17 protein-coding genes are annotated in these 23,938 nt (G+C 53.1%); 4 read left to right on the top strand and 13 right to left on the bottom strand.

Annotated features, from left to right (window positions below; genetic code table 11):
- Nucleotides 1-71: 71 nt before the first annotated feature.
- The 9 genes from I8J30_RS22100 to I8J30_RS22060 all read right to left on the bottom strand — a co-directional run bounded on the left by I8J30_RS22100 (nucleotide 72) and on the right by I8J30_RS22060 (nucleotide 12,835).
- The gene (locus I8J30_RS22100; protein WP_240548277.1) at nucleotides 72-1,727 is read right to left on the bottom strand and encodes a type 2 periplasmic-binding domain-containing protein; all 1,656 of its coding nucleotides are present in this window, start codon (nucleotides 1,725-1,727) and stop codon (nucleotides 72-74) included.
- Nucleotides 1,728-1,867: 140 nt separating this feature from the next.
- Entirely contained in the window at nucleotides 1,868-2,767 is a 900-nt protein-coding gene (locus tag I8J30_RS22095) for a carbohydrate ABC transporter permease (protein ID WP_210661788.1), read from the bottom strand.
- 14 nt (nucleotides 2,768-2,781) lie between these two features.
- On the bottom strand, nucleotides 2,782-3,687 hold the full coding sequence (locus tag I8J30_RS22090; RefSeq protein WP_338044917.1) for an ABC transporter permease: 906 nt from the start codon (nucleotides 3,685-3,687) through the stop codon (nucleotides 2,782-2,784).
- A 292-nt stretch (nucleotides 3,688-3,979) separates the two neighbouring features.
- Nucleotides 3,980-6,190, bottom strand: a complete 2,211-nt coding sequence (locus tag I8J30_RS22085; protein ID WP_210661786.1) for a helix-turn-helix domain-containing protein — start codon at nucleotides 6,188-6,190, stop codon at nucleotides 3,980-3,982.
- A 113-nt stretch (nucleotides 6,191-6,303) separates the two neighbouring features.
- Nucleotides 6,304-7,686, bottom strand: coding sequence for an alpha-L-fucosidase (locus I8J30_RS22080; RefSeq protein ID WP_210661784.1), 1,383 nt, complete (start codon nucleotides 7,684-7,686; stop codon nucleotides 6,304-6,306).
- Between the two features lie 38 nt (nucleotides 7,687-7,724).
- Entirely contained in the window at nucleotides 7,725-9,020 is a 1,296-nt protein-coding gene (locus I8J30_RS22075; RefSeq protein ID WP_210661902.1) for a glycoside hydrolase family 125 protein, read from the bottom strand.
- A gap of 58 nt (nucleotides 9,021-9,078) precedes the next feature.
- The gene (locus I8J30_RS22070) at nucleotides 9,079-10,860 is read right to left on the bottom strand and encodes a glycoside hydrolase family 35 protein (RefSeq protein ID WP_210661782.1); all 1,782 of its coding nucleotides are present in this window, start codon (nucleotides 10,858-10,860) and stop codon (nucleotides 9,079-9,081) included.
- Between the two features lie 259 nt (nucleotides 10,861-11,119).
- Nucleotides 11,120-12,028, bottom strand: coding sequence for an AraC family transcriptional regulator (locus tag I8J30_RS22065; RefSeq protein WP_210661780.1), 909 nt, complete (start codon nucleotides 12,026-12,028; stop codon nucleotides 11,120-11,122).
- A 147-nt stretch (nucleotides 12,029-12,175) separates the two neighbouring features.
- Nucleotides 12,176-12,835, bottom strand: coding sequence for a glycosyltransferase (locus I8J30_RS22060; protein WP_210661778.1), 660 nt, complete (start codon nucleotides 12,833-12,835; stop codon nucleotides 12,176-12,178).
- A gap of 247 nt (nucleotides 12,836-13,082) precedes the next feature.
- Between I8J30_RS22060 and I8J30_RS22055 the strand changes: the two genes are divergently transcribed.
- Entirely contained in the window at nucleotides 13,083-13,556 is a 474-nt protein-coding gene (locus I8J30_RS22055; RefSeq protein ID WP_210661776.1) for a hypothetical protein, read from the top strand.
- Nucleotides 13,557-13,679: 123 nt separating this feature from the next.
- Here I8J30_RS22055 and I8J30_RS22050 read toward each other — a convergent pair whose 3' ends face one another.
- Complete coding sequence (locus I8J30_RS22050) at nucleotides 13,680-15,596, bottom strand: beta-L-arabinofuranosidase domain-containing protein (protein ID WP_210661775.1); 1,917 nt, start codon at nucleotides 15,594-15,596, stop codon at nucleotides 13,680-13,682.
- Between the two features lie 184 nt (nucleotides 15,597-15,780).
- On the opposite strand from I8J30_RS22050, the gene I8J30_RS22045 reads away from it, so the two are divergent.
- Complete coding sequence (locus I8J30_RS22045; RefSeq protein WP_210661773.1) at nucleotides 15,781-16,632, top strand: helix-turn-helix transcriptional regulator; 852 nt, start codon at nucleotides 15,781-15,783, stop codon at nucleotides 16,630-16,632.
- An 81-nt stretch (nucleotides 16,633-16,713) separates the two neighbouring features.
- Here I8J30_RS22045 and I8J30_RS22040 read toward each other — a convergent pair whose 3' ends face one another.
- From I8J30_RS22040 to I8J30_RS22030, 3 genes are all read right to left on the bottom strand, one after another.
- Nucleotides 16,714-17,142, bottom strand: coding sequence for an SRPBCC family protein (locus I8J30_RS22040; protein ID WP_210661771.1), 429 nt, complete (start codon nucleotides 17,140-17,142; stop codon nucleotides 16,714-16,716).
- 53 nt (nucleotides 17,143-17,195) lie between these two features.
- The gene (locus I8J30_RS22035) at nucleotides 17,196-17,708 is read right to left on the bottom strand and encodes a GNAT family N-acetyltransferase (protein WP_210661768.1); all 513 of its coding nucleotides are present in this window, start codon (nucleotides 17,706-17,708) and stop codon (nucleotides 17,196-17,198) included.
- Between the two features lie 512 nt (nucleotides 17,709-18,220).
- Nucleotides 18,221-19,684, bottom strand: a complete 1,464-nt coding sequence (locus tag I8J30_RS22030; protein ID WP_240548276.1) for a DHA2 family efflux MFS transporter permease subunit — start codon at nucleotides 19,682-19,684, stop codon at nucleotides 18,221-18,223.
- A gap of 124 nt (nucleotides 19,685-19,808) precedes the next feature.
- Between I8J30_RS22030 and I8J30_RS22025 the strand changes: the two genes are divergently transcribed.
- Nucleotides 19,809-20,363 (top strand): PadR family transcriptional regulator, encoded by a 555-nt coding sequence (locus tag I8J30_RS22025; protein ID WP_338044916.1) that lies wholly within the window; start codon nucleotides 19,809-19,811, stop codon nucleotides 20,361-20,363.
- A 169-nt stretch (nucleotides 20,364-20,532) separates the two neighbouring features.
- Nucleotides 20,533-23,862 carry a DEAD/DEAH box helicase gene (locus I8J30_RS22020; RefSeq protein WP_210661764.1) on the top strand — a complete coding sequence of 1,110 codons (3,330 nt, stop codon included), beginning with the start codon at nucleotides 20,533-20,535 and terminating at the stop codon, nucleotides 23,860-23,862.
- Nucleotides 23,863-23,938: the final 76 nt, after the last annotated feature.

Here is a 23,938-nt window from a genome sequence, read left to right as displayed (position 1 = left end):
CCTTCCTCCTTCTGTCCCTACAAGAAAACACAAGGAAGTACGCCCGAAGGAATACTTCCTTGTTGTTTGATTTATTTCTTTTCAATCGCGGATTGATAAATTTGGATGTATTGCGGCAGGTTCAAACCGTCGAACCCTTTCACGTAAGCATCCCAATCTTTCTCAATGTCCTTGTCGCCGATGATGAACTGTGCCATGTTCGAATTGACATAATCCTTGATGGAAGTCGCCAATTGCGCGATTGTATCCGTGTCTTCCGCTTTCACGTAAGCGCCGGATGGGTATGTTTCCTTCGGTGCATATGCATCGTATGCTGCCGTTGCATCTGCAAGACGTTTCTCATAACCTGCAGCTGTAAGCGGGTCTTGAGCTGTCGCGAACAAATCGCGGAATTCCTTCGACAGATCTTTAGGTCCAAGAAGGGACCAGCTGTCGTTACGAACCACATTCTCGTCTACAGGCTGCAATCCGGAGAAGCTGTACTTCGCAGGTTGACCGGTAATGTTAAGTTCGCCTGCTTCCGCTGTCTTCCAGCCGATGCCTTCTTTAGCGCCATATTCGCTGAACAGTGCGCCTTCTTCGCTGTATGCGTAGTCGATGATTTTGATTGCGGCGATTTGCTGTGCTTCAGATGCTTTGTTCGTAATCGCCATTGGGAACTCGCTGATGCCTTGCGACGTACCTGCAAGCTGAACACCGCTCGGTCCTTTTACCGGTGGTACGATAACCCAGTGCTTTTGACGCTCATCCGTATCTTCGTAAGCTTTAACCAGGTAGCTGACTAGCGCAGTCGTGATGGAACCTACAATCTCATCGCCTTCACGTTGGCCTAGCTGACCAACCGCTTGATCATTCTGCGTGAACGATGCTTTGTCGATCAAACCTTCGGCGTACAGCTTGTGCATATAGGCCAAGCCTTCTTTCCACTCCGGCTTGTTCGCTGCAAAGTCTACTTTACCATCCGTTACCGTTAAATACTTGTCGTTATCGTTATAAATAAATGAATTCATCAGATAAGAATCGATATTTCCGTTCCAGACCGATTTGTTCGGAGCACCTGTCAATGGAATTTCATCCGCCTTGCCGTTGCCGTTCGGATCTTTCGTCTTGAAAGCTTTGAGAACATTATACAGCTCGTCAGTCGTTGTAGGAACTGCAAGTCCCAATTTATCCAGCCAAGCCTTGTTCATCCAGAACTTCTGTGCATGCGTACAGTGGTAACATTCATTCAAGCGTGCAATGCCGTAAATGTTGCCGTCCGGAGCTGTCATCGCTTCTTTCAGGTAAGGCTTCTTCTCCATCATCGCCTTCAAATTCGGCGCATACTTGTCAATGAGATCGTTAAGCGGAATCAGCACGCCTTGTTTGCCGTATGTCATCAAGTCGCCGGTCGTGAATTTCGCTTCCAGGAACACTTCCGGATAGTCGCCGCTTGCAAGCAGCAGCTGTCTACGGTCTACAAGTGCATCGGTAGGAGCGACATCCCACTTGATTTTGACATTGAATTTCTCTTCCACAAGCTTCGTGTACTCATTGTCTTCAAGCGGTGCTTTGCCCTGCGGCGCAAAAAATCCGATATCGATAGGTCCCGATGCTTCAGTAGCTGCGTTGTTGCCTTTTGTTTCATTGCCTGCACCGGCATTCTCTTTGTTGTTGCTGCCACATGCGGAAAGAACGATACTGCTGATCAATACGATCATGAGTGATACCCAGATGGACTTTTTCAAAACGAACTCCTCCTAGAATGAATTGTTTCGTTGCAGCTGCTCGAGCTTCCCGAGCAGTTCCCCCTGATTGCCAACACGCTTAAGTCAGATCGATGATGTCGTTGCCCCACCTCCACCATTAGTTCACGCTATTGCTGAAGTTAGCCCTTTAGGGAACCAACCATAACACCTTTGACGAAATGCTTTTGCACGAAAGGATACATGATGAGAACAGGTACGCACGCTACGACGATCAGCGCATATTTCAGCACCTGCTCGAAGCCCTTGTCCCGAAGACTCTGCGCGGTATTCGCCAGCATCGCCGGATCAGCTGCGTTAAGAATCAGCATGTTGCGAAGGACATATTGCAGCGGGAAAAGATGTTCCGATCTCAAGTAGATCAGGGCATCAAAGTAAGCATTCCAGTGGCCTACCGCATACATCAGCGTCATAACGGCCAGGACCGGTTTGGACAATGGCAATACGATGCTCCACAAGTAACGAAGATCTCGGCAGCCGTCCATCTGGGAAGCCTCTTGCAGCTCCGACGGAATCGAAGATTGGAAGAAAGTTCTGGCAATGATAACTTGGAAAATCGAGAATGCTCCGGGGAGCCACAGCGCCCAGCGCGTATCCAGCATGTGTAAATTTTTTACCAGCAAGTACGTTGGTATGAGTCCGCCGCTAAAAAATAACGTGACCATCATGAGAATCATGATGTATTTGCGCCCCGGCATCGTCCGCTGCGACAGCGGGAAGGCCATGAGCACGGTAAAGGTGACGTTAATCAGCGTTCCGAAAATCGTATAAATAAAGCTGTTATAATAGCCTGTCATCAGCTGCGAGCTTTGGAAAATCGACTTATAGGCTCTGAAGGAGAAGTCGACCGGGAACAGCCACACTTTCCCTGAAACAACGGCATCAGGCGAGCTGAGCGATGAACTGAAAATATAGAGCAGCGGATACAGCACGGTCAGTGTAATCGCTGCAAGCAAGAGATAAAGAGAGATCAGCAAAACGCGGTCGCCGAAGGGTTCTCTGATTTTTTGTTTGATTAACATAGACGGCCGCCTTTCTACCACAAGCTGTTTTGTGAAACTCTGCGTGCTACTGCGTTTACGCCGACAAGCAGAATCAAGTTAATGACGGAGTTGAATAATCCAACCGCAGAGGAGAAGCTGAAGTTCGCTCCGAGCAAACCGACCTTATACACATAAGTCGAGATAACCTCGGACGTACTCAAGTTCAGCGAGTTTTGCATTAAGAAGATTTTCTCAAAGCCGACCGCCATGACGTTGCCCAGACTTAGAATGAGCAGCGTAATCGTAATCGGGAGTAGTGACGGTAAGTCGATATGAATGATTTTCTTGAATCGAGATGCGCCATCCATGCGTGCCGCTTCATAGAGCGAAGGATCGACGCTGGCCAATGCCGCGATATAGATAATGGATGCATAACCCATTTCCTGCCATACGCCGGACCAAACATAAATCGATTTGAATAGTTTGGGCTCACCCATGAAGTTAATGGACTCCCATCCTAAGAAGGACAAGACTCTGTCAATTACCCCAACATGCGGGGAAAGCATCAGAATGATAATCGATACCATAATAACCGTCGAAATAAAGTGAGGCGCGTAAGTGATCATTTGAACCGACCGTTTAAAGAAGCCTGTCCGAATTTCATTTAATGCCAGCGCCAGCAGAATCGGTATCGGGAATCCTGCCAAGAGCGAGTAGAAACTGATGATCAGCGTGTTCTTGATGAGGATAGGAAAGTTCGGCGAGCTAAACAAATTATCAAAGTGTTTAAACCCGACCCACGGGCTGCCCAGGATCCCTTTAATGACATTAAAATCTTTAAACGCGATAATGACTCCAAACATCGGTATATATTTGAAGATGATAAGATAAAGTACCGGTAGAAGGACAAGCAGGTATAGCTCCCAACTCCGCTTCATTTTGCTCCATGTCTGCGCCATCCGCATTACCCCTTAATTCAGTGTCGTATTCGGTAGCTCGATTCTAGCCCGCCGAGGACAACGCCGGCAATTCGTAAGATTCCGCGATACCACTATTTTCGCGGGGTGTGCAATCGGTGATATTTCAGCGCCGGGAATTAAGAGGACTCCTCCATTTTCTACACTTGACCTTTTTCGCCCTCGAAAACCGCCGAATATCGTGCAGACGATACCTTACACCACGATGTGAAGCGCAAAAAAACCTTGGTGTCCGCCGGTACTGCCGGCTTGACCCAAGGTTATAGAATGCCCATCATTTCTGCTGCTTGCGATAATCGCTTGGAGAAAATCCCGCAACGTTCTTGAACGCACGGTTGAATGAGTTGTAGTTGAAGTAGCCGACCTGCACGCTGATTTCCTGCAACGAAATATCGGTACTGAGCAGCAGCTGTTTGGCTTTATCCATTCGCAATCCGATTAAGAAATCCACAAAATTCCCACCCGACTCTTCTTTGAACAGCTTACTGATGTTCTTCGCATGAATGTTGAACTTGTCGCTGAGATGATCAAGCGAGAGCTCCGGATTGGCATAATGCTCCTCGATATAGGCACGAATGTCGCCGATTACGGCCCGCGTCCGCTGGGAATCCTTGAGCGCTTGCAAGCGATCCGTCGCGGCTTCGAAGATTTGCGTGCAGCCCTGCTTCAGCTCGGCTGCCGTCTCCCAGTTTCTCCCTAGTTCAACGAGCTCCGCGCCCGCATCTTTCCACACATTGCGATAATCCTTGGACAGCTCCACGAATACGCGGCTAAGCTGCTGGTGAAGGAATTGCAGGAAACTCTCGATCTCCTTGCGTGAGGAGATGGAATCTTGGATTTGATCGAACAGCTCGTCCAAATGTTTCTTCCACCCGCTCTCAGCAAGCCTGATTGCCTGAGATAGGGAGTGAATGGTGCCAAAATAATCGTGGACACGGAACTTCGACGCATCGAGCTCCGAAGGTTGAAGCAGTCTTCCCGTTCCGAGCACCGCCTTGTACTGCAGCAGGTTGCCCGCAAGCTCGTACGAACTTCGAATCCCTTCAAGACTGCTCACGATTGCACCCGAGCCGATGGTCACCGTGAAGCTCAAATTGCCACGCACCCATTCCACGATTTGCTCGCCGATGTGTACGCTCTGCGCGTTCGCATCCGCTTCATCCGGCACCCACACGATGGCGGCTAACTTGCTGTCCACAATCCACTCCGCCCAAACACTCGCACCGCTTAGTGCGGACATTTCCTGCATAACGCTGGTTATGACAAATTTGAGAATGGATTGATCCTGGTGATGGTAGGTCTCGATAAACTGCTGATAACGGTCGATTTCAAGCACGTACACAAACGCCTTCGAACCGGCCGGATTGACATGGTACGTAAGCAAATCCGCCTGCCATTCCGTTTCCCGAATCGGCACGCGCCCTTCGATGGCCTCATTGAAGCGATGCTTTTTCTTCAAAATAACCGTTTCTTTGTTCTGTTCTCTGGTCTTCGTCGTTTCCTCCATCAGATGCTCAAGCGCACCGCGGATAAACCCGAATTCGTTGTCGCCGGTTTTGCCATCCTCCGGCTTGATTAACGCACTGGTACGAATCAGGGAAACCAACTGACTGATCGGTTTATAGTTGCGCCTCGTCACGTGGACGACCCAAATGACGCCTAAGAGAACCGCAACGATGGCAATGATGACCCAAATACTATAGAAATTGAGGACAAGCCGCGACAGACCTGAATCAGCCGGTCCGCTCTCGACTTCCCAGCCTGTATACGGAGACACGTAATGGGAAAGCACCGTTCGGTTTCCTTCGCTTACCGTGCTGTCATCCATAAGGCTGCTGCCCAGTTTATCGCTGATGCGAACGAAGGTCAGATTCGGATTGTACATGGGCGTAACGGAGGCTTTCAGTTTGGACAAGCTGACATTGACGACGATATACCCTTTCTTCTCCGTCGTGAAATGCGGATAATCCTGCACAAGCGTAATAACATCCTTGGCTTTCTCCGCCTTATAGGGTTTGTAGCTTCGTTTTCCCGTCCATTTTCCCGGTGGCAGCTTCTGCTCTATGTACGGCTCTATAAAAGGCTTGTCCACAAAGTCCGAAGTAATGCCCGATCCATCGCCCACAACGAAATCATCCTTTAACCGGATGAGATACGCGGAATCGATGATGGAGTAATTGAGCTTCCAATCATCCATGAGCGTGTTAGCTTGCATATTAATGTACACGTCTTCGCTCTTCGCATTAAAGAATTTCCTCAGCTCCGCAGTCGAAAGCGTGTCTCGCAGTATCCGATAATCCAGCGTCTTAAGGGAGTTGTCCGTGAACCTTACAACCTGCTGGGCGAGAAACTCATTGGCCTTAATCGCTTCTTTGCGATTCTGCTCGTTAAGCGTTTGGAAGAAGACAACAAATAATATCGTGACAACAACAAAAAACACGGGAAGATAAGATAAAAGTAATTTACGGAACCAGTTGCTGTTCATGTCCATCCCCCTTTATCTTATGTTTCCCGTGTCGTCTCTTTAAAAAAATACACTTTATTTTACACTAGTTTATGTCTCCTTGCCAAATTTGCTAGATTTAGAAGCTGCGCGAACTACTTCGTAGCCATGCGGAAAACATGCGCGATCGGAGCTGCTCCGTTCAACTGGTTCTCCGGAAGATGCACGATAATACCCTCTTGGTCCCGCGTGTAGAAGACGGATTCTCCCGTATCCACGAGTTCGATGCCCGTAACTGCTTCCGTATACGGAATGCGGATTTGTCCGGATACCGGCGAGTTCTCGTTTGCATACAGATACGTGCAGTAAACCGTGTCGCCTTTCCGCGTAAACGCACAATCGCCCGTGTAGTACGGAGCGCAAATCCGCGTACCGTAGACCGCTTCGCCATACACTTTCATCCAAGCTCCGAGGTCCTTCATGCTCTTCACGGCGCCTTTGGGCAATCTGCCGTCAGGCTGAGGTCCGACGTTCAGTGCCAGGTTGCCGCCTTTAGCCACTACCTCCATCAAGATATGAACCAATTGGCGCGCAGACTTGTACTTGTCCTCGAAGCCGAACGAGAACGAAGTACCGATAGTGATGCAGCTCTCCCACGGCACGTGCAGCGGACGATCCGGGATCGTTTGCTCCGGTGTCACGTAATTCTCATAAGCGCCGCCTACTGTGCGGTCAGCCGACAGCAGCCATGGCTGCGAAGTCTGGCGTGCGCGCTCAACCACTTCGCCAAGACGGATATCTTGATTGACCTTGCCGCCGTCTCGTACCCAGCCGGCATCGAGCCACAGGATGTCGATGCGGCCATAACGCGTCATCAGCTCCATAATTTGCTCATGCGTGAACTGGACGAATTTCTCCCACATCGAAGGATGCTCCGCCGGATTGTAAGAAGGTCCGCGCCACATATGACGCCCTCTCTCCATGCCCGGTGCCCAGTAATAAGGCGTATTCCAGTCCGCTTTGGAGAAATACGTTGCGATCGCAAGTCCTTTATCGCGGAAGGCATCGAATACATTCTTGCAAATATCCGCATAGCGGTGCGCATGGAAAGGCGTATCCTTGCCCGTAATGCGGTAGTCCGTCGTATGCGTATCCCACATGCAGAAACCATCGTGATGCTTAGTCGTGAAGATCAAATATTTGAAGCCGCCTTCGGCCGCTACTTCCGCCCACTTCTCCGGCTCGAAGCGGATCGGATTGAAGGTCTTATTCAGCGCGAAGTACTCGCGTTTCATCTCTTCATAGTCGTCCGTCCAATCGACGTCATTACGCGCCCAGTCGCCGTCTTCATCGCTAAGCGTCCACGATTCCACCATGCCGATCTGGGAATAGGGACCCCAGTGCATCATCAAGGCGAGCTTCTGATCCTGGAACCATTCCAGACGTTCCACAGTTACCGGGTCCGTTGGTTTGACCCACTCGGATTCGCTGCTATAATTATGAACGCCATTTTCCACTTCATGTACGGTTTCACTCATGTTGTTAGCCTCCTTAATAATTAACGATGCTTCGCCGCTTATGCGAGCATGGCTCCAATCTTCTTCTCGTGGATCAGCTTCAGAATCAGCTCGCCGAACAAGGTGTTTGCCCAAGCAAACCACGATCTCGTGAACTGCGTCGGATCATCCACGCTGAAGCCTTCGTGCATAAAGCCGGTGTCTCCGTCCGTAGCGATCAGCAGCTTCACGAGCTCCGCGATTTCCTGATCGTCGGTCGAGGTGAGGGCTTGCATGACCAAGCTGATGTGCCAAATATAACGCGGCGGCGTATGCGGGCTTCCGATCCCTTTCGCAACGCTGCCTTCGTAGTAGTACGGGTTGTCCTTGCTCAGAATGAAACGGCGCGTGTTCAGGTAAATCGGATCATCCTTGGCTGCGTAGCCCAGATAAGGAATGGACAGCAGGCTTGGCACGTTCGCATCGTCCATCAGCGTGTAATTGCCCTGCCCATCGGTTTCATAGGCGAATATATCGCCGTATACCGGGTGCTTGCAGATACCGAAATCGTGAATGCCAACATCGATCTCTTCCTGCAGCGCAAGCGCTTCGCTCTGCATGGACGCATCGCCCAGCACTTCGCTTGCGATCTCGGCCAAGTAGCCTAACACCACGCTCGCGAACATGTTAGCGGGAACCAGATAGCCATAGGCACAAGCATCATCGCTAGGCCGGAAGCCGGACCACGTCATGCCTGTGTAGCTGACCGGCGCGCCCATTCCGTTGTTGTGGATCGTATCGCTTGGCGGGCCGGACAGACGGGTGAAACGGTACGGCGACTCTTCCACATGCTTCTGCTCCGTGCGCCACAGCTGCAGAATAAGTGCCGCTGCCTGCTTGAACGTCTCGTCGAATGCAGCCGTGCTGCCAGTCTGTTTCCAGTACAAGTAACTGATTTGAATCGGATAACACAAGGAATCGATCTCGTATTTACGCTCCCATACCCATGGACTAGGCGCAGGCAATTCCGTAATGTCGTTCTCGTACCGATTGTCATTGGCCTCTTCGTTGAAGGCATTCGCATACGGATCGATGAGGATGCACTGGAATTGACGCTTCAACAGCCCTTCGATGATGCGGCGAAGCTCCGGATCCTCCGAAGCCAGTTGAATATAAGGTCTGACCTGTGCACTGGAATCCCGCAGCCACATGGCCGGGATATCGCCGGTAAACACGAACGATGTCCCGTCATCCATCAGGCGCGTGGTTGTTTCCAATGTGTTCGGGAAGCATTGCTTGAACATATGAAGCAGCTTCGGATGCGCAGCCAGCTCTGTCTCCGCCAGGGCCAGAACAGCTTGGATCGATTGCGGCATTTTGAGTGGATTGGACAAGCGATTCACCTTCTTTTGTGTATTTTCTTATTCCTTACGCTTATTTGTCGGCTTGCTGCGGCTGATGATTGAGTATCGGCGTATCCGTGAACATTACCTTCGCTGTCGGCGATGCGCCATGAAGCTCGAATACCGTGATTTCATTGCGGCCTGCGCGTAGCAGAGGCGCAGGCACATACAGCGTTTGCTGTGGACCTTTGCTCCAGTAACGTCCCAGATTAAAGCCGTTGATGAAGACGACGCCTTTTGTCCAGCCTTGCATATCCAGGAACGTATCTGCATCGGCTTCATGCACATGGAAGGAGCCATTATAGAAACCAGGCCCATCCGCTCTCGAGCTGTTGTTTGCAAAATCCAGCTTCGATACGTCTTCCAGCGGAATCGGCCGAATGGTCCAATTGAAGAGAAATTGGAACCCCAGTCGGACCCCTTCCGTGATCCCTTTGCGGTCTCTTAGGTAAGGTCCATAGTTGATTCTGCCCATATTTTCAACGAGAATATCCAATCTCGCGCCTCCGGCCGGCACCTCAATCGCCAGCGATTGCGGCGTCTGCGATCGCTCGATCACGCCTTTGAATGCGCCGTCGACGAAGATTAATGCCCGGTCGCGCACCTCTTGCAGATGGAGCTGCTCCGAAGGACGCGGTCCTGAAATGTGCGTCGAATATAGAATAAAGCCATAATTCTGGCCGACCTTCTCCATCGGAAGCGGTGTAACGGATTGCACCGGTACCGACAGAACGTCGAGCTGCTCCCATAACGTTCCCTGCTCCGTCAATTCAACTTGCCCGTAAGCGCGGCGGGGGATGGCAGGAGGAAGCTCCAGCGAACCCAGCTCTTCATACCGGGCAATGACTTCGCGCACCGCGAAATACTTAGCCGTTGGCATGCCGGTTTCATCCAGCGGTGAGTCATAGTCATAGCTCGTGATTGTCGGCTCGTAGAGATTAGGCTCCTGGCAGTTTGCGCCATTGTAGAACCCGAAATTCGTGCCGCCGTGGAACATATAGAAATTGACGGAAGCGCCGGCTGCCAGCATTTCATCCAGCACTGCCGCCGCATCTGCAGCATCGCGCATATGATGCGGTTTGCCCCAATGGTCAAACCAGCCATTCCAATACTCCATGCACATGAGCGGCGAATCCGGCTGATATTCCTTCAGCTTGTCAAAGGAAGAGGTCGGATTGGAGCCAAAATTGACCGTCGCCAGCACGCCTTGAACGGATCCGCCCTGCAGCAGCGCATCAGTGGGTCCATCGGAGGTAAACAGCGGGACATCGATCCCGCGTTTAAGCAGCGCCTGCCGCAAATAGTCCAGGTAATTGGGGTCATTGCCGTAGCTGCCATATTCATTCTCGATCTGCACCGCGATAATCGGTCCGCCATTTGTGCAGAGCAGCGGCTTCAACCGCGGTATGAGCGCATCATAATAAGCATCAACCTTTTCGAGATAAGCCGGATAGCTGCATCTCAGCTGCATATCGGAATCCGCCAGCAGCCATGCCGGCTGCCCGCCGAATTCCCATTCCGCACAAATATATGGACTCGGACGAACGATGACATGCAAGCCGAGGCTGCCCGCAAGCTCGATATAAGCGAACACATCGGCCATTCCTTCGAAACAGAACTGCCCTTCATTCGGCTCATGAACATTCCAGGGAACGTACGTCTCTACCGTATTTAGTCCGCAAGCTTTCAACTTCAGTAAACGGTCTTGCCAGTACTGAGGGACAATCCGGAAATAATGCATGGCACCGGACAGAAGGCGGACAGGCTTGCCTTCAACTACAAACGCATTTCCTTCAATTGAAAATGGACTCAACCCGCTCTCTCCTTACCTCTATCTTGTAGACTTAGGATAAACGCGGGACTTCCCGTACTCAACGGGATTTTTTCGGGCAGTACACCTTTTTCCGCCCCGAGCAGAGCACTACACCATTTTCTCAGAACCCTTCTGAGTTGAAAAAAGAGAAGTTGGTGAATCTTGCATCCTCGTATAGCGCAAAATTCGTCCGCCCGGAGCAATAAGAAAAGGTACAGCCGATAATCGGCTGTACCTTTTCTTAGCTATAGGTTGAAGCTTACGCTTCTTTGCGTTTCACCGGGACATAGATGTCCATCTCCACCAGCTCTTGATCCGGGTGGCAGCGGTAATCATACAGCTCGAACTCCGCAGCACCGGAATGCTCATAGCCGGAATGCGGGAACCATTCGCCGAAGATCGCGCCCCATGTGCTTTGAATCGAGTTCGAGAATTGCTCGCTAGGCACCTTCGGTGTCGTAAACACCGCATATTCGGCAGCGCCGAACTCGCGGCATACGAGATCCTCCGGCACATTGTCGAAAGTCTCTGCTTCCATGCCGATCAGGTACTTGAAGCTTCCGGTCGCCATATCGAAGCTGTGGCAGATGCCGAGCTCGACCGGGTTGTCTTTATGAACGCGGTTCGGAATACGGCCCGCCCAGCCATTCTTCAAATACTCCTGCCAGTAGGCCGGAATTTGACGTTGATTCTCGCCATCGTTCGTGGATGTTGTAAGCTCGTAGCCGATGACCTTGTACGCGGGCTTGGTTTCAATCCGATAATTCATGCGAATGCCTCCCAAATAAGGATTGTATTTGCGCTGCAGCACATTTAGCTTCGAGTAAGCCGGCGGCTTGATCCCCTGCTTGCGGTAGTCGGCCGGCGTCATCTCGAACATGCGCTTGAAGGCGCGAGTGAACGTTTCATGATTCTGAAAGCCGAAGTTAAGCGCAATGTCGAGCAGCCTTGCATCCGAATAAGCCACCTGCCAAGCCGATAACGCCAAACGACGCTTACGCACGTATTCCATTACCGTATCGCCTGCCATGGACAGAAAGACCCGGTGAAAATGAAAGTCGGACAGCCTCGCAACCTGCGCCAGCCGCGATAAAGACAGCTCCTCCTCCACATGCGCTTCTACGTAATCGATCGTCTTTTGAATTTGCAGCAGGTAATCTTCCCTCATTCGAATGCAGGACCTCCTCTTCCTTTGCTGTTCTCATTGTAGCGCGACTCTATCCTATATTCTTGATGATTCTTGCTGAACCTGCTCGGAGCATGCAAAAAGGCCACCGAATACAATCCGGCGGCCTCTTAGCAGTAATCAAGCTGGTTATTTGAACTTATCGGGGAACTGGGCAATGATGCCCTGCGTGAGAATATCCGCAAACATCAACACATGAGTCAATCCCGCATCGAACGCGGCAATATCGCCGTTATAATCTTTCTTCAGCCTCGCGGTCACCGCGACCGTAATCAGCTGCAAATGTCGATCCATCTTGCTTTTGATTTCTTTGTGCGTCCAGTTGGGGTTAGCGCCGCTCAGGAACTTCACGATATCATCGGCGTTCCGGTACCATGCTTGGTTGTACTTCTCGAGGTCTGCCTGATTGCCGGTTTTCGCTGCTTCAAGCACTTGCCCGGCAATCAGGATATGCTCCCTCAGCAGCTCAGCCAGCTTATTCCCAGCCTTCTCGCCATAGTAAGGCTTAATCGCGTTGCCGAGATCCTGTTGGTTACGAAGCAATCGCTCCAATACTTTATCGCGGTCTGCCCCCCCATCGATCGCACTCACGATGTAGGATCTTGTCCAGTATACATGGTCCCCCCACAGCTTTCGGAGCTCCTTGCTCAGGTTCACCATCGACTGTGTATAGCGCAATTGATGGGCATGATGGTCCTGATTAGCAGCTGAGGCACTTAAGGGAGCCAGCCATAGCCCAAGCAGCACACACACGAGAGTCAGGCTTAGCAATTGTTTTTTCATCCGCATTGTTATTCTTCTCCTTCTCTGAAGCCGGTATGGTCTGGATGGTCAGCCCCTTATATTGTGGACGTTTCCATTCATTTCATGCACACAAGGTGAAACGGCTGTCTACGTCCTCCTGGCGGGCCAGCACGTTATTCTTTCTTTTATTTCAAGGCAGGCAGAAACCCGTACCCTTTCATCACGCTCGGCATCTATTAACAGGAGTATAGCAACTAGCAGCGATAGGAATGAGAGAGTAGGGGATAGGAGAATGTCGATGTTGAGAAAAAGCAGTAGAGTCGTCAAAAGCGGCCGGAAAGTCCAAAGCAGCAGCAGTGGAGCCGACAAGGGGAGTGTACGCAGCAGTTATAGCAGAGCGGTTTTCTCGACGGGAATTCTGCGCCGGAATCCAGGTACCAACTTCGCCCTCGTTGACTTGGTCAACCTCGGCTTTGCAAACGCCTTACGAATGAAGGTCCAAGTATTCGACTGGTCAAGCGGCCTGCCGGTCGCGCTCACGCTAACGCCATGTAACACGACAAAATGCTTCGTATCCCTTGCTCCGGGCACATCGAATTTCGTATACGCGGACGTATCGAGCGTCCAGTATAAATACGAGGTGCGCATCAGCCGCAGCACAGCGAATCGCAAAGTCATTCTCAACGTGTTCGGCCTCAGCCAAGAACCGCTAACTCCACAGACCGGCAACAACGTGCTGCAGCATGCGCTTGTCCGCATTCGGTGAAGGCAGTGCGCAGCCAGGTGGTATGCATGTGCAACATTCGTCTCCCTACTATCCGGATAGAAAATCAAAAAAGTGGCTGAACGGAGCTCCCCCGTTCAGCCACTTTGCCTGCTCACGCTTCGATTAAACCCGCTTCTTCCACGCCTTCTCGCGTTCCCCGATCAGCGGGAACTCGCCAATCCGCAGACGCGCGCTGCCGTAAGGGACAAGCGTTAATTCCGCCATCTCCTGACCTTCGACCTTCGGATAGATCGGCGGCGTCCCTGCGTTGTTGCCTTCCATTTTCCACTCGCGCACCAGCTGGCCGGCTGCCTTCAATCGAACCGGCGCATGCTCCGCGTCGAACGGCTGATACGGAACCTCACTCTCGCTGACCGCATAGTCGTTGTCTGCCAGCAGGCCGTATTTCCAAGGCGAACCCGGATATACCTCCCAGTCGTGAAACATCGCCCGCTTCGTCAGCAGCTGCCAGTTTTCCTGAATTGGCAAGGCGTAAACAAGAGGGCCGCGTTCAACGCTAATGGCATACAAATTGCGTGATGTCGTAGTAACGCCCATCGGCAGGCACAGCGTCAGCACATCGCCATTTTTCCACTCGCGTTCCACCCGCGCATAGCCGTTAACGACGTTAAGCGAAACGTTAGCCCCGTTAACCGACAAACCGGGCGAAGCGCACCAAGCCGGAATCCGCAGAGAAACGGCGAAGGTTTCACTTGGACGATCCAGCGCCACGGTGATGTGAACCGTATCGCGGAACGGATACTCCCCGCTCACGGTAACCGTCGCCGCTGTCGTCGTCGCACCGCTTCCAACTGTCGCGTTCACCACGCTCGGCGCATACGACACAGCCGCCAAGCCTCCGTTCCCGTCCCCCATCCACAGATGAGACGTAAACTTAGGCCAGCCTTGATGCATATTCGATGTGCAGCAGCCGAAATGCGGCTCCAGACCGAACAAGTTCGCATCCGGACCGTTGCTCCAAGCCCGCGGAGCCACGTTGCAGACGATTTGATTCACCTGCTGATCGTATTGATGCGATGTCCAGTCTTTCGAGATTGCGGCAGGGAGCGCGTTGAACGCCACCTTTTCCAAAATATCGCCGAACCGTCCTTCGCCAAACACGCGCGTCAGATGCTCCATCGAATACATATATTCGACCACGGCGCACAGCTCGACGCCTTGACTTGGGCTCGTACCGGACAACCACTCGTCACCGGAGAACATGCCATGCGCTTGACCATGATACGTCATCAGGCTGTCAATGCCGCGATGCACTGCCGCAAGCTCAACCTCTGCGCCGCTCAGCTCATAACGGATGGCAGGTGTTTTGATCCCCATAGCCACGTTTACGACATGCGTGCTCCAATCCCACTCCTCTACTTTGCGCCAGTAGGGGAAGTCATGGAAGACATCTGTCCAATCGAGCGTCTGCTCGGCCACAATATCAGCAAGCTCCAGCAGGAACGCATCTCCCGTCGCTTTATACAGCCACTGCACGCACAGCACCATCTCCGCGCCGCGAGCCTTCGCCCATCCCTCAAGCGGGTTAGATGCGATATGACTGTGCACGTAACGGAAGTATCGGGTCAAGAACGGAACGACACGTTCGTCCCCCGTCACTTCCGCGTATTGCGTCATCACCTTGAGCATGATCATGTAATGCCACCAGTCATGCTTCTTGTTAATGTCGTTATTCACCGATTGAATCGTTCCGCGAGGGCCGAAGTTGCCGTCCTCCCCTTGGCTGGCGAGCGACCATTCCACCCAGCGCTGCGCTTTGGCTATCAGCTTCTCATCCTCCAGCAAGTAAGCGAGCGGCAGCAGACCGTCCAAATAATAAGGACCGCGCTCCCAGCTCTCGCCTTCGCCGCCAATCCAGCCGTTATCCGGACCAACATCGCCCCAATGCTCTTCCAAATGTCCGGTCAGTCCGTCGGCTTGTATGCGCAGCTGGTTCCGAAGCCATCCGGCAGGCTTGATCGCGCCAAGCGGCAGCGCTTGAAACGCGGCAGCGGTCAGCTTGTTCTTCGTGATCTCCATACGTTCAATCGTCTCCCTTATCAGCAATAATAGAATGATATGAACCGAATATAGCATGCCCGGGCAGGAGAAGCCGATAGCGGATGACAACCGGTTTTTGTCCGATTACAACATGGTGAATATGGCATATCCTTCGTCAAACCCTTATGATAAAGGAACCCCGCATCAAAGGAGCTGCTCGCCAATGTTCCGATTCACTTCTCCGCCCATGCCGCACTACATTACGTCCGGCGAGGATACGTATCCCGCCGAAGGCCGGCACCCGAACCGCTCCGGCATCGGCGTGTTTGATCTGCTCGCGGTGACGCGCGGCTGTCTGTATCTGGAGGAGGATGGACTGCCGTTATCCGTCCCGGCCGGGCATTTCGCCATTCTGCGGCCCGATCGCTCTCATCGGACGGCCCTGCCGTGCAAGGAAGAGACGCACTTCTATTGGCTCCATTTTCAGACGCTCGGGACTTGGAGCGAGGTAACGGAACGGGAGCCGTATATGCTTCCGTCCGGCACGGAGCCCTACATGCAGATCGAGTCGTTCGTGTTCCATATTCCGCGGCGCGGCGAGCTCCATACGCGCGAAAACTTCTATGAGCGGCTGCAGCAGCTGCTTGAGCTGCGGTCCGAGGTCACGGCGGCGGCACGCTTCCGCCAGCAAGCACTGATCCAGGAGCTGCTGCTTCAGCTGCAAGAGGAGAGCAACACGGCCGCCAAGGATCCGCAGCTCGCGCTGGCGGACGAGGCCGCCGCGTTTTTGCGGCGCCGCTACCGGGAGCAGCTTCGCTACAAGGAGCTGTCGGAGCATCTGCATTTTCACGCCAACTATATCGCGCTCTGCATGAAGAAAGCATTCGGCTGCACGCCGCAGGACTACCTCACCCGGTACCGCATCGAGCAAGCGAAGCAGCTGCTCATCCACACCGGCGAGCCCATTGGCAAAATCGCCGAAGAAACCGGCTTCCAGACCTTTCCCTATTTCGTCCGCTGCTTCAGCAAGCACACCGGGGCTCGTCCGAAGGAGTTCCGCTCGCGGTATCGATGATCAACGGAAGGCGTAGAAAAAGGCAGCTCCGATTAGAACAACTTACTTTGTCCCAATCCAAACTGCCTTTGCCTGGCGGCTTTATTTGACAATGCCTGTCCGAAGCGCCGTCACGCCAAACTCCATGTACCCTTTCAAGCACGACAGCACAAACACCCAGCCTTCTTTGTTGTCTACGATTTTGCTGAGCAGCTCGGGATCATTCTCATGAAACCCCTCTTCGTTAATGGCAATAATCGTACTTTCGTCAGGCTGCTCTTCCAAGGTGATGGTGACGATATTCTCCTCGCCCGCCCATTGAAAAACGATCTTCTTATCCGCCTCAACGTCAAGCAGCGTAATGCCCACTTCGGCATTGTACTCTTTGTAAATCAGCGTAACCGACTTGCCTTTCTCCCATCGCTCCGAGCTGGATGAGAACCAGAAGTTGCCGATCTTCGCAGGATCTGCGAAAGCTTCGAACAAGTCATGCGCCGGTCTGGCGATTCGAAATTTGGTCAGGTTATTCATAGTTTGTACCTACTTTCGTTTAAATTTGCGCTCGCCGCCGGAGCTGCCGCTTCCTACCTTAAGATCTTCTGATAGCTGGCAATGTCGAGCCACCTGCCAAACTTATGGCCCACTTCCTTAAATAACGCCGCCCGCTCGTACCCGAGACGCTCAAACAACCGCATGCTTCGTTCATTCTCCGTACACACCGTCGCAACAAGCACATGAAATTTTCTCGCTCGCGCCTCCGTCTCCAGAAAAGCCACCATCTCTGCGCCAATCCGCTTACCGAGATGCTCCGGAGCCAGATAGACGGTCACCTCTGCCGTCGTATTATAGGCTTGCTTGTTCTTGTGCTGCGTAAGCAGTCCATAGCCTATGATCGCGCCGTCTTCTTCGCACACATACGTGCTATACAGCGGGTTGGCAGGCATCACATTCGGTCGAATCTCTTCCAGTGTCAAGGGAACCGTGTGAAAAGAGACCGTCGTGTGCACGACGTAATGATTATAAATCTCCAGCACCTGCGGCAAATAACGTTCATCCATCTGTGCGAATCGCATATCGCTCGTCCCTTTCCGATTCATCTTCCCGCCACTATCTACACGCTGCAAGCTGCAAGCATTCACTCTACTCACCATATCATATTTTAGTATCCAAAATCCCGCCATTTGCGTCATCCGCAAACTATGCGCGAACTTCTAACGAATCGTAGAGGGCTTATTTGCGAGAAAACAGCCCCTCGAAAATGCTAACGAATCACAGAGGTCTTATTTAGCCCAAAAAGGCCGTTTGACGCGCTAATTTGACTAAATAAGACCTGTACGATTCGTTAGCCTTTATTTTTGATCAAAATCGGGCAAATAAGACCTCCTGGATTCGTTAGAATCCGGAAACGCCATATTTCGCCCAAAGTAAGACCTCTGAGATTCGTTAGAGCACCCGCACCGACCCGCCCTACAGCATCGAAATCCATCAGGTCCGCAGGCATCGAGCATCCACCAAACCTGCAGCACCAGAGCAGAGCCTCACGTCCCCACACGCGCAAAAAACCTCCCCATCGTCTCATCAGACAATGGGGAGGCTCATATTCAACCTTTTACGCCGATTGTTGTACTTCCACGACGGCAACCTTCGGCTGCTTCGCTTTGCCGACGAACAGCGCAAGCGGGAACGCAACGGCAGCAATCAATGTGGCCAACAGATACACGTCGTTGACACTCATCGTGAACGCCATGTTGGCAATGTGAAGCTCGTTCGTATCGCCGGCCATCGCCAGATCGGTACCGTGCTGAACGGAACGCGATGCAAGCAGCGTGGTGAAGATCGCAATCGCGAAGGAACCGAATACGTTACGCGTCCAATTGGAGATCGACGACGCGTGCCCCACCAGATGGCGCGGGATTTGCTCCATCGCCGCGTTGCTCGCAGGCATCATAACCATGGCGATACCCAGGTTGCGAACCGTCATCCACCAGAGGATGTAGGCGTGAGACACGTCGATGCTGAGCCAGCTCAGCGTCAGCGTACCGAGCGCAAGCAGCGGAATTCCGATCGCCATCAGCCAGCGCGGTCCGATTTTACCATACAATTTGCCGACAACGGGCATAATAAGCGCCATCGCCAGCGAAGCCGGAAGCAGGATCAGCCCTGTATCCATCGCGGATACATGCTGAATGCGCTGCAGGAAGATCGGCGTCAGGAACGTACCGGAGTACAAGCTGATCGTCAGCACGATTGTAATAATTAAGTTCAGCGAATAACGTCCATTCTTAAATACGCGCAGATCAAGCAGCGGCGTATCGGTCGTAAGCTCCCGCCAAATAAACAGCACGAGCGTAATGCCGCCTACGACGAGAAGCGAAATAATCCGGCCCGAATCCCAGCCCCAGTTGTGACCTTGACCAAGCGCGAGCAGCAACGAGGAACTGCTGACAAGGACGGTAACAAACCCGATGCCATCGAAGCTCTTCGGCACGCTGAGACGATAGTAAGGAATAAAGGCAAACACCAGCACGATCGAAATCAAGCCGATCGGAATGTTCATCAAGAACAGCCACTGCCACGCAAAGTTCTCCAGCAGCCAGCCGCTGAATGTCGGTCCGATTGCCGGAGCCATCATCGCAGCAAGCGACCACAGCGCAATCGCCATCGCCTGTTTCTCGCGCGGAACCACTTGATAGATAATCGCCATCGATGCCGGCAAAATCAACCCGCTGAACGCGCCCTGCATAACCCGGAAAGCGATAAGCGAATATTCATCCCACGATGCGGCACACAGCACGGATGCCACTACGAATCCGATAAGAGCGAATAAATAAAGCCGCTTATAGCTGAATTTTTCTCCCAAATAACCGACGATCGGGGCAAGCGTGCCCATCGCCAGCATAAAGCCGGTCAGCGTCCATTGAATGGAGCTTAGCGTTGTATGAAAATGGTCCTGCAAAATCGGCAGCGCAATATTAATCGTACTGGATGCCAAAACACACAAAAAAGAGCCGACAAAGATCGCCGTCATAATCGGCCAAAACTTCACTTTGTCCTGCTGCTCCTGATCAGTCAACTTCATTTCCCCCTCAATACCGGAGCATCGTCTCGAACAGGCACCTCTCCCGGCACCGGTTGCGTATATGTCGGTATTTACATATAATCAAAACCAATGACAATCATATACCACTCCCAGTAATATGTCAAAACTTACGTATGGAAAGGGACTGCCTATGAACACCCTTGCGTATGGACTTCTTAGTTTTCTCTCTTTTTCACCGGATTCAGGGTATGATCTGATGCTGAAGATCCAGTCCTGTTGGCCGGCCAAGCACAGCCAAATCTACCCGCTCCTTTCCCAAATGGAGAACGACGGCTACGTTCGGCACGTGCTCGTCACCCAAACGGACAAGCCGGATAAGAAAGTGTACTCGATTACCGATACGGGCCGGGACGCGCTTCGCGCTTGGCTGTCCGTACCTGCGAACGAACCGGTGACACGCGATGAGCTGACGCTCAAAATCTTCGCCATGGATCAAGGCAACCCGGCTGACATTAAGCGCCAGCTTGAGCTGCGCGTCAATTACTGCCGCGACAGGCTGCACTGGCTGGACCGCAAAATTGAAATCTATTCCACCAAAGAACCCGCTCCGTCACGGGGCATGCGGCTGCTCATGCAGCGAGGACGGTTCTCCATCCAGTCTGATCTGAGCTGGGCGGAATGGGCGCTTGAACAATTGCAGGACGAATCGTAAAACGAATCGTTAAGAAAGAAGAGCTGAGATCCGGCCGGCAGCGAGCATCCGGGATTCAGCTCTTTTTTATTGCAATAAACTGGTGCTGCCGCGATCAAAACGGTTATGATGCTGATAGAGCTTCACCAGCAGACCTTCCAATAAAGCATAGTAGAAAGGAATACCGCACATGAGCTACCATCTGACGCAGTCCGCCATCTTATCCATGTGCGGGCAGCTTTCTTATAAGAAAGGGGAATCCGCTTTCCGCAGCCGGAAAGTAGCGGTTACCTATTATGATCCGGACGCAGCGCGATGCGAGGCGACGGTGAAGCTGCAGGAAACGTTCGAGGTGAGCATCCGTTTCGATGACGATGGCGATGTTGCCGCCAAATGCACCTGCCCTTCCTTATCTTCCTACGACAAGTATTGCTCCCATGTCGCGGCCGTCCTATTGCTCTTGTACGATGCGCAACAGAGCGGCCGCGCTCCGACGGGCGGACAAACCGGACAAGCGGGCAGCAGCCCTGCTTCCGATTCTGCCTCCCTCGCCGTAACAGCGGAGTCCGAGGGCGAGCTTGCCCGCGAGCTGCTCTCCATGTTCGCGCCGGCCAACACGAGAAAGTCGTTTCGCGGTGCCCAAACAAGGTTCGATGCCCGCGAGCCGCTTGCCGTAACCTTCGTCTGCAAGCCGTTCGCGTACAGCGGCGGCAAGCTGCTGCTCGGCATCGAGCTCAAGGTTGGAACGAAGCGGCCGGTAATTGTACAGCAAGTTCGAGAGTTCCTCCGCCACATCGAACTCGGCGAGCCTATTGCGATAGCCAAATCGTTCCTCTATGATCCGCAGCTGCACAGCTTCCTGCCGGAAGACTTCGAGGTGATCCGGCAGTTGATCGCGGTGCTGCAGCAGGAACGCTTATACCAAGAAACATCGAGCGTCTATGCCATGCATGCGGCTCCGCTCAGCGGGCAGCGCATGCTTCCGATTCCGCCCGGTGCTTGGAAGTCTCTTCTCGCTACGTTGCTCAGCGCGCCTTCGGCGTTACTTGAACAAGGCAATACCGTTTATCCAACCCTTGCTATATCCGAGGAACGGCTTCCTCCACTGACTTTCGATCTTCAGCAGCTTAACGAACGAGGAGAACAAGATCGCGAGCGAGGAAGCTACCACATTCATGCACGAGGCTTGGACCAACTGGTCGTCATCGAAGCTTATGGTCTTGTTCTCGCCGAAGGCAGACTGATCGAGCTGCCGCCCGCGGCTTGCCGCCGACTGGCGGAGCTGCAGCAGCTGCAAGAACGGTCCTCCTTGCCGTATATCCCGATTTTGCCGGAACTAATCGAGCCCTTCATGGAGCGCGTCGTGCCGGAGCTGCTGAAGCTGGGCACGGTCCATATCGCGGAGGAAGTGTCGCGCCGCATCACTCATCGGCCGCTTAAGGCCAAGCTGTTCCTCGACCGCGTCCGGGACCGACTATTGGCCGCGCTGGAATTTCACTATGGCGACCTGATCATCAATCCGCTGGAGTCGGAGAGCGAGGTCCGCACGAACGGGCCGATTCTCGTGCGCGATGGCGAGCAGGAGCGCCAAATCCTCACGCTGATGGAAGAAGCGTCCTTCGCCAAGACAGAAGCAGGCTTCTTCTTAGGCGATGAAGACAGCGAATATCACTTCCTCTATCATGTCGTGCCGCAGCTCGAGAAGCTGCTGACGGTACATGCCACCTCGGCGGTGCGGACGCGCATCCATACGGGAAGCGTGCCGCCGATCGTGAAAGTCCAGTTCAACGAACGGACGAATTGGCTGGATTTCAAATTCGATATCGAGGGCATACCCGAGGCCGAAATTCGCAAGTTGCTCAAATCGATCGAGGAGAAGCGAAAATATCACCGCTTGGCGACCGGCGCTCTAATGCCGCTTGAGACGGAGGCCATGCAGGAAATCATTCGCATGATTAACGAAGCCCGTTTTACGCTGAAGGATCTGCGCGATTCCGGCATTTCCATCCCGCTCTTCCGCGGTCTGCATCTGATGGATACGCCGAGACAAGGCAGCTCGGTGAAGATCGATAAACCGCTCCGACAGCTGCTCGAGAACCTGCGAAATCCCGATAACCTGGATTTCGGGCTGCCGGATGGGATGTCCGGCGTGCTTCGCGACTATCAAAGCTATGGCTATCAGTGGATGCGGACCTTGGCCCAGTATGGTTTCGGCGGTATTCTCGCTGACGATATGGGGCTTGGCAAGACCGTACAGGCTATCGCATTCCTGCAATCCTTCCTGCCGGATATTCGCGAAGAACGGCTGCCTGCACTGATCGTCGCTCCCGCTTCCATCACCTACAATTGGCGCAATGAGCTGCGCAAATTCGCGCCAAGCCTTCGCGCCGCGATTGTGGATGGCACGAAACAAGAACGGGATGCCATTCTTCGAAGGAGTTCGACCCTTGATGTCTTGATTACGTCCTATCCGCTGCTGCGCCGGGATATCGAAGCTTATGCGGGCATGTCCTTCCACACGCTGATACTCGACGAGGCGCAAGCATTCAAGAATTACACGACGCAGACAGCGCAAAGCGTCAAGCTGCTTCAAGCGCGCAATCGCTTTGCGCTAACGGGGACGCCGGTCGAGAATCGACTGGAGGATCTATGGTCGATTTTCGATGCCGTATGCCCCGAGCTCTTCCCGGCAAGGCGCGCTTTCGGCGACCTGCCGCGCGAGGTCGTCGCGAAGCGCTCGCGTCCGTTCTTGCTGCGCCGCGTGAAAACCGACGTTCTGAAGGAGCTGCCGGAGAAAATCGAGTCCACGCAGGTGTCGAAGCTGCTGCCGGAACAGAAGAAGCTGTATGCGGCTTATCTCGCCAAGCTTCGCGAGGAGACGCTGAAGCATCTGAACAAGGATACGCTGCATAAGAATCGGATCCGCATCTTGGCCGGTCTCACCCGGCTGCGCCAGTTATGCTGTCACCCCGCCTTGTTCATCGAGGACTACTCGGGCAGTTCGGCCAAGCTTGAGCAGCTGCTGGAGCTCATCGACGAATGCCGGGAGGCAGGCAAGCGCCTGCTCGTATTCTCGCAGTTCGTGGAGATGCTGAAGATCATCAAGCACGAATTGCACCGTCGCGAAATCCCTCATTTCTACTTGGATGGCAGCACACCGTCATCGGAACGCGCCGAGCTGAGCAGCCGCTTCAACGACGGCGAGCGGGATTTGTTCCTCATCTCGCTCAAAGCCGGCGGAACGGGGCTTAACCTCACGGGGGCAGACACGGTCATTCTCTACGACCTCTGGTGGAACCCCGCTGTTGAGCAGCAAGCCGCCGACCGCGCGCATCGCATCGGTCAGAAGAAGGTCGTCCAAGTCATTCGACTCGTCTCCGAAGGCACCGTCGAGGACAAAATGTACGAGCTGCAGCAGCGCAAGAAGAACCTGATCGACGAAGTGATCCAGCCCGGTCAAGAAGCGCTCTCTGCCCTCACCGCCGAGGAAATTCAGGAGCTGCTCATGATCGAAGGATAGAACCGCAGCACAAAAAAGACCGACTCTCCCGCGTAACGTTACGACATGGTTACGCGTTCGGAATCGGTCTTTTGTC

Source organism: Paenibacillus lignilyticus, from assembly GCF_017942085.1.
Taxonomy (GTDB): domain Bacteria; phylum Bacillota; class Bacilli; order Paenibacillales; family Paenibacillaceae; genus Paenibacillus_Z; species Paenibacillus_Z lignilyticus.
The sequence above is the reverse complement of the archived record's forward strand: the minus strand, read 5'-3'. Positions and strand labels throughout refer to the sequence as shown.

Coding starts and splice junctions, on each gene's coding strand:
- I8J30_RS22050 (WP_210661775.1), bottom strand. CDS start 15,596: ATGGAGATCACGAAGAACAAGCTGACCGCTGCCGCGTTTCAAGCGCTG.
- I8J30_RS22085 (WP_210661786.1), bottom strand. CDS start 6,190: ATGAACAGCAACTGGTTCCGTAAATTACTTTTATCTTATCTTCCCGTG.
- I8J30_RS22090 (WP_338044917.1), bottom strand. CDS start 3,687: ATGGCGCAGACATGGAGCAAAATGAAGCGGAGTTGGGAGCTATACCTG.
- I8J30_RS22020 (WP_210661764.1), top strand. CDS start 20,533: ATGAGCTACCATCTGACGCAGTCCGCCATCTTATCCATGTGCGGGCAG.
- I8J30_RS22025 (WP_338044916.1), top strand. CDS start 19,809: ATGTCAAAACTTACGTATGGAAAGGGACTGCCTATGAACACCCTTGCG.
- I8J30_RS22075 (WP_210661902.1), bottom strand. CDS start 9,020: ATGCCGCAATCGATCCAAGCTGTTCTGGCCCTGGCGGAGACAGAGCTG.
- I8J30_RS22060 (WP_210661778.1), bottom strand. CDS start 12,835: ATGCGGATGAAAAAACAATTGCTAAGCCTGACTCTCGTGTGTGTGCTG.
- I8J30_RS22095 (WP_210661788.1), bottom strand. CDS start 2,767: ATGTTAATCAAACAAAAAATCAGAGAACCCTTCGGCGACCGCGTTTTG.
- I8J30_RS22080 (WP_210661784.1), bottom strand. CDS start 7,686: ATGAGTGAAACCGTACATGAAGTGGAAAATGGCGTTCATAATTATAGC.
- I8J30_RS22045 (WP_210661773.1), top strand. CDS start 15,781: ATGTTCCGATTCACTTCTCCGCCCATGCCGCACTACATTACGTCCGGC.
- I8J30_RS22040 (WP_210661771.1), bottom strand. CDS start 17,142: ATGAATAACCTGACCAAATTTCGAATCGCCAGACCGGCGCATGACTTG.
- I8J30_RS22035 (WP_210661768.1), bottom strand. CDS start 17,708: ATGAATCGGAAAGGGACGAGCGATATGCGATTCGCACAGATGGATGAA.
- I8J30_RS22065 (WP_210661780.1), bottom strand. CDS start 12,028: ATGAGGGAAGATTACCTGCTGCAAATTCAAAAGACGATCGATTACGTA.
- I8J30_RS22055 (WP_210661776.1), top strand. CDS start 13,083: ATGTCGATGTTGAGAAAAAGCAGTAGAGTCGTCAAAAGCGGCCGGAAA.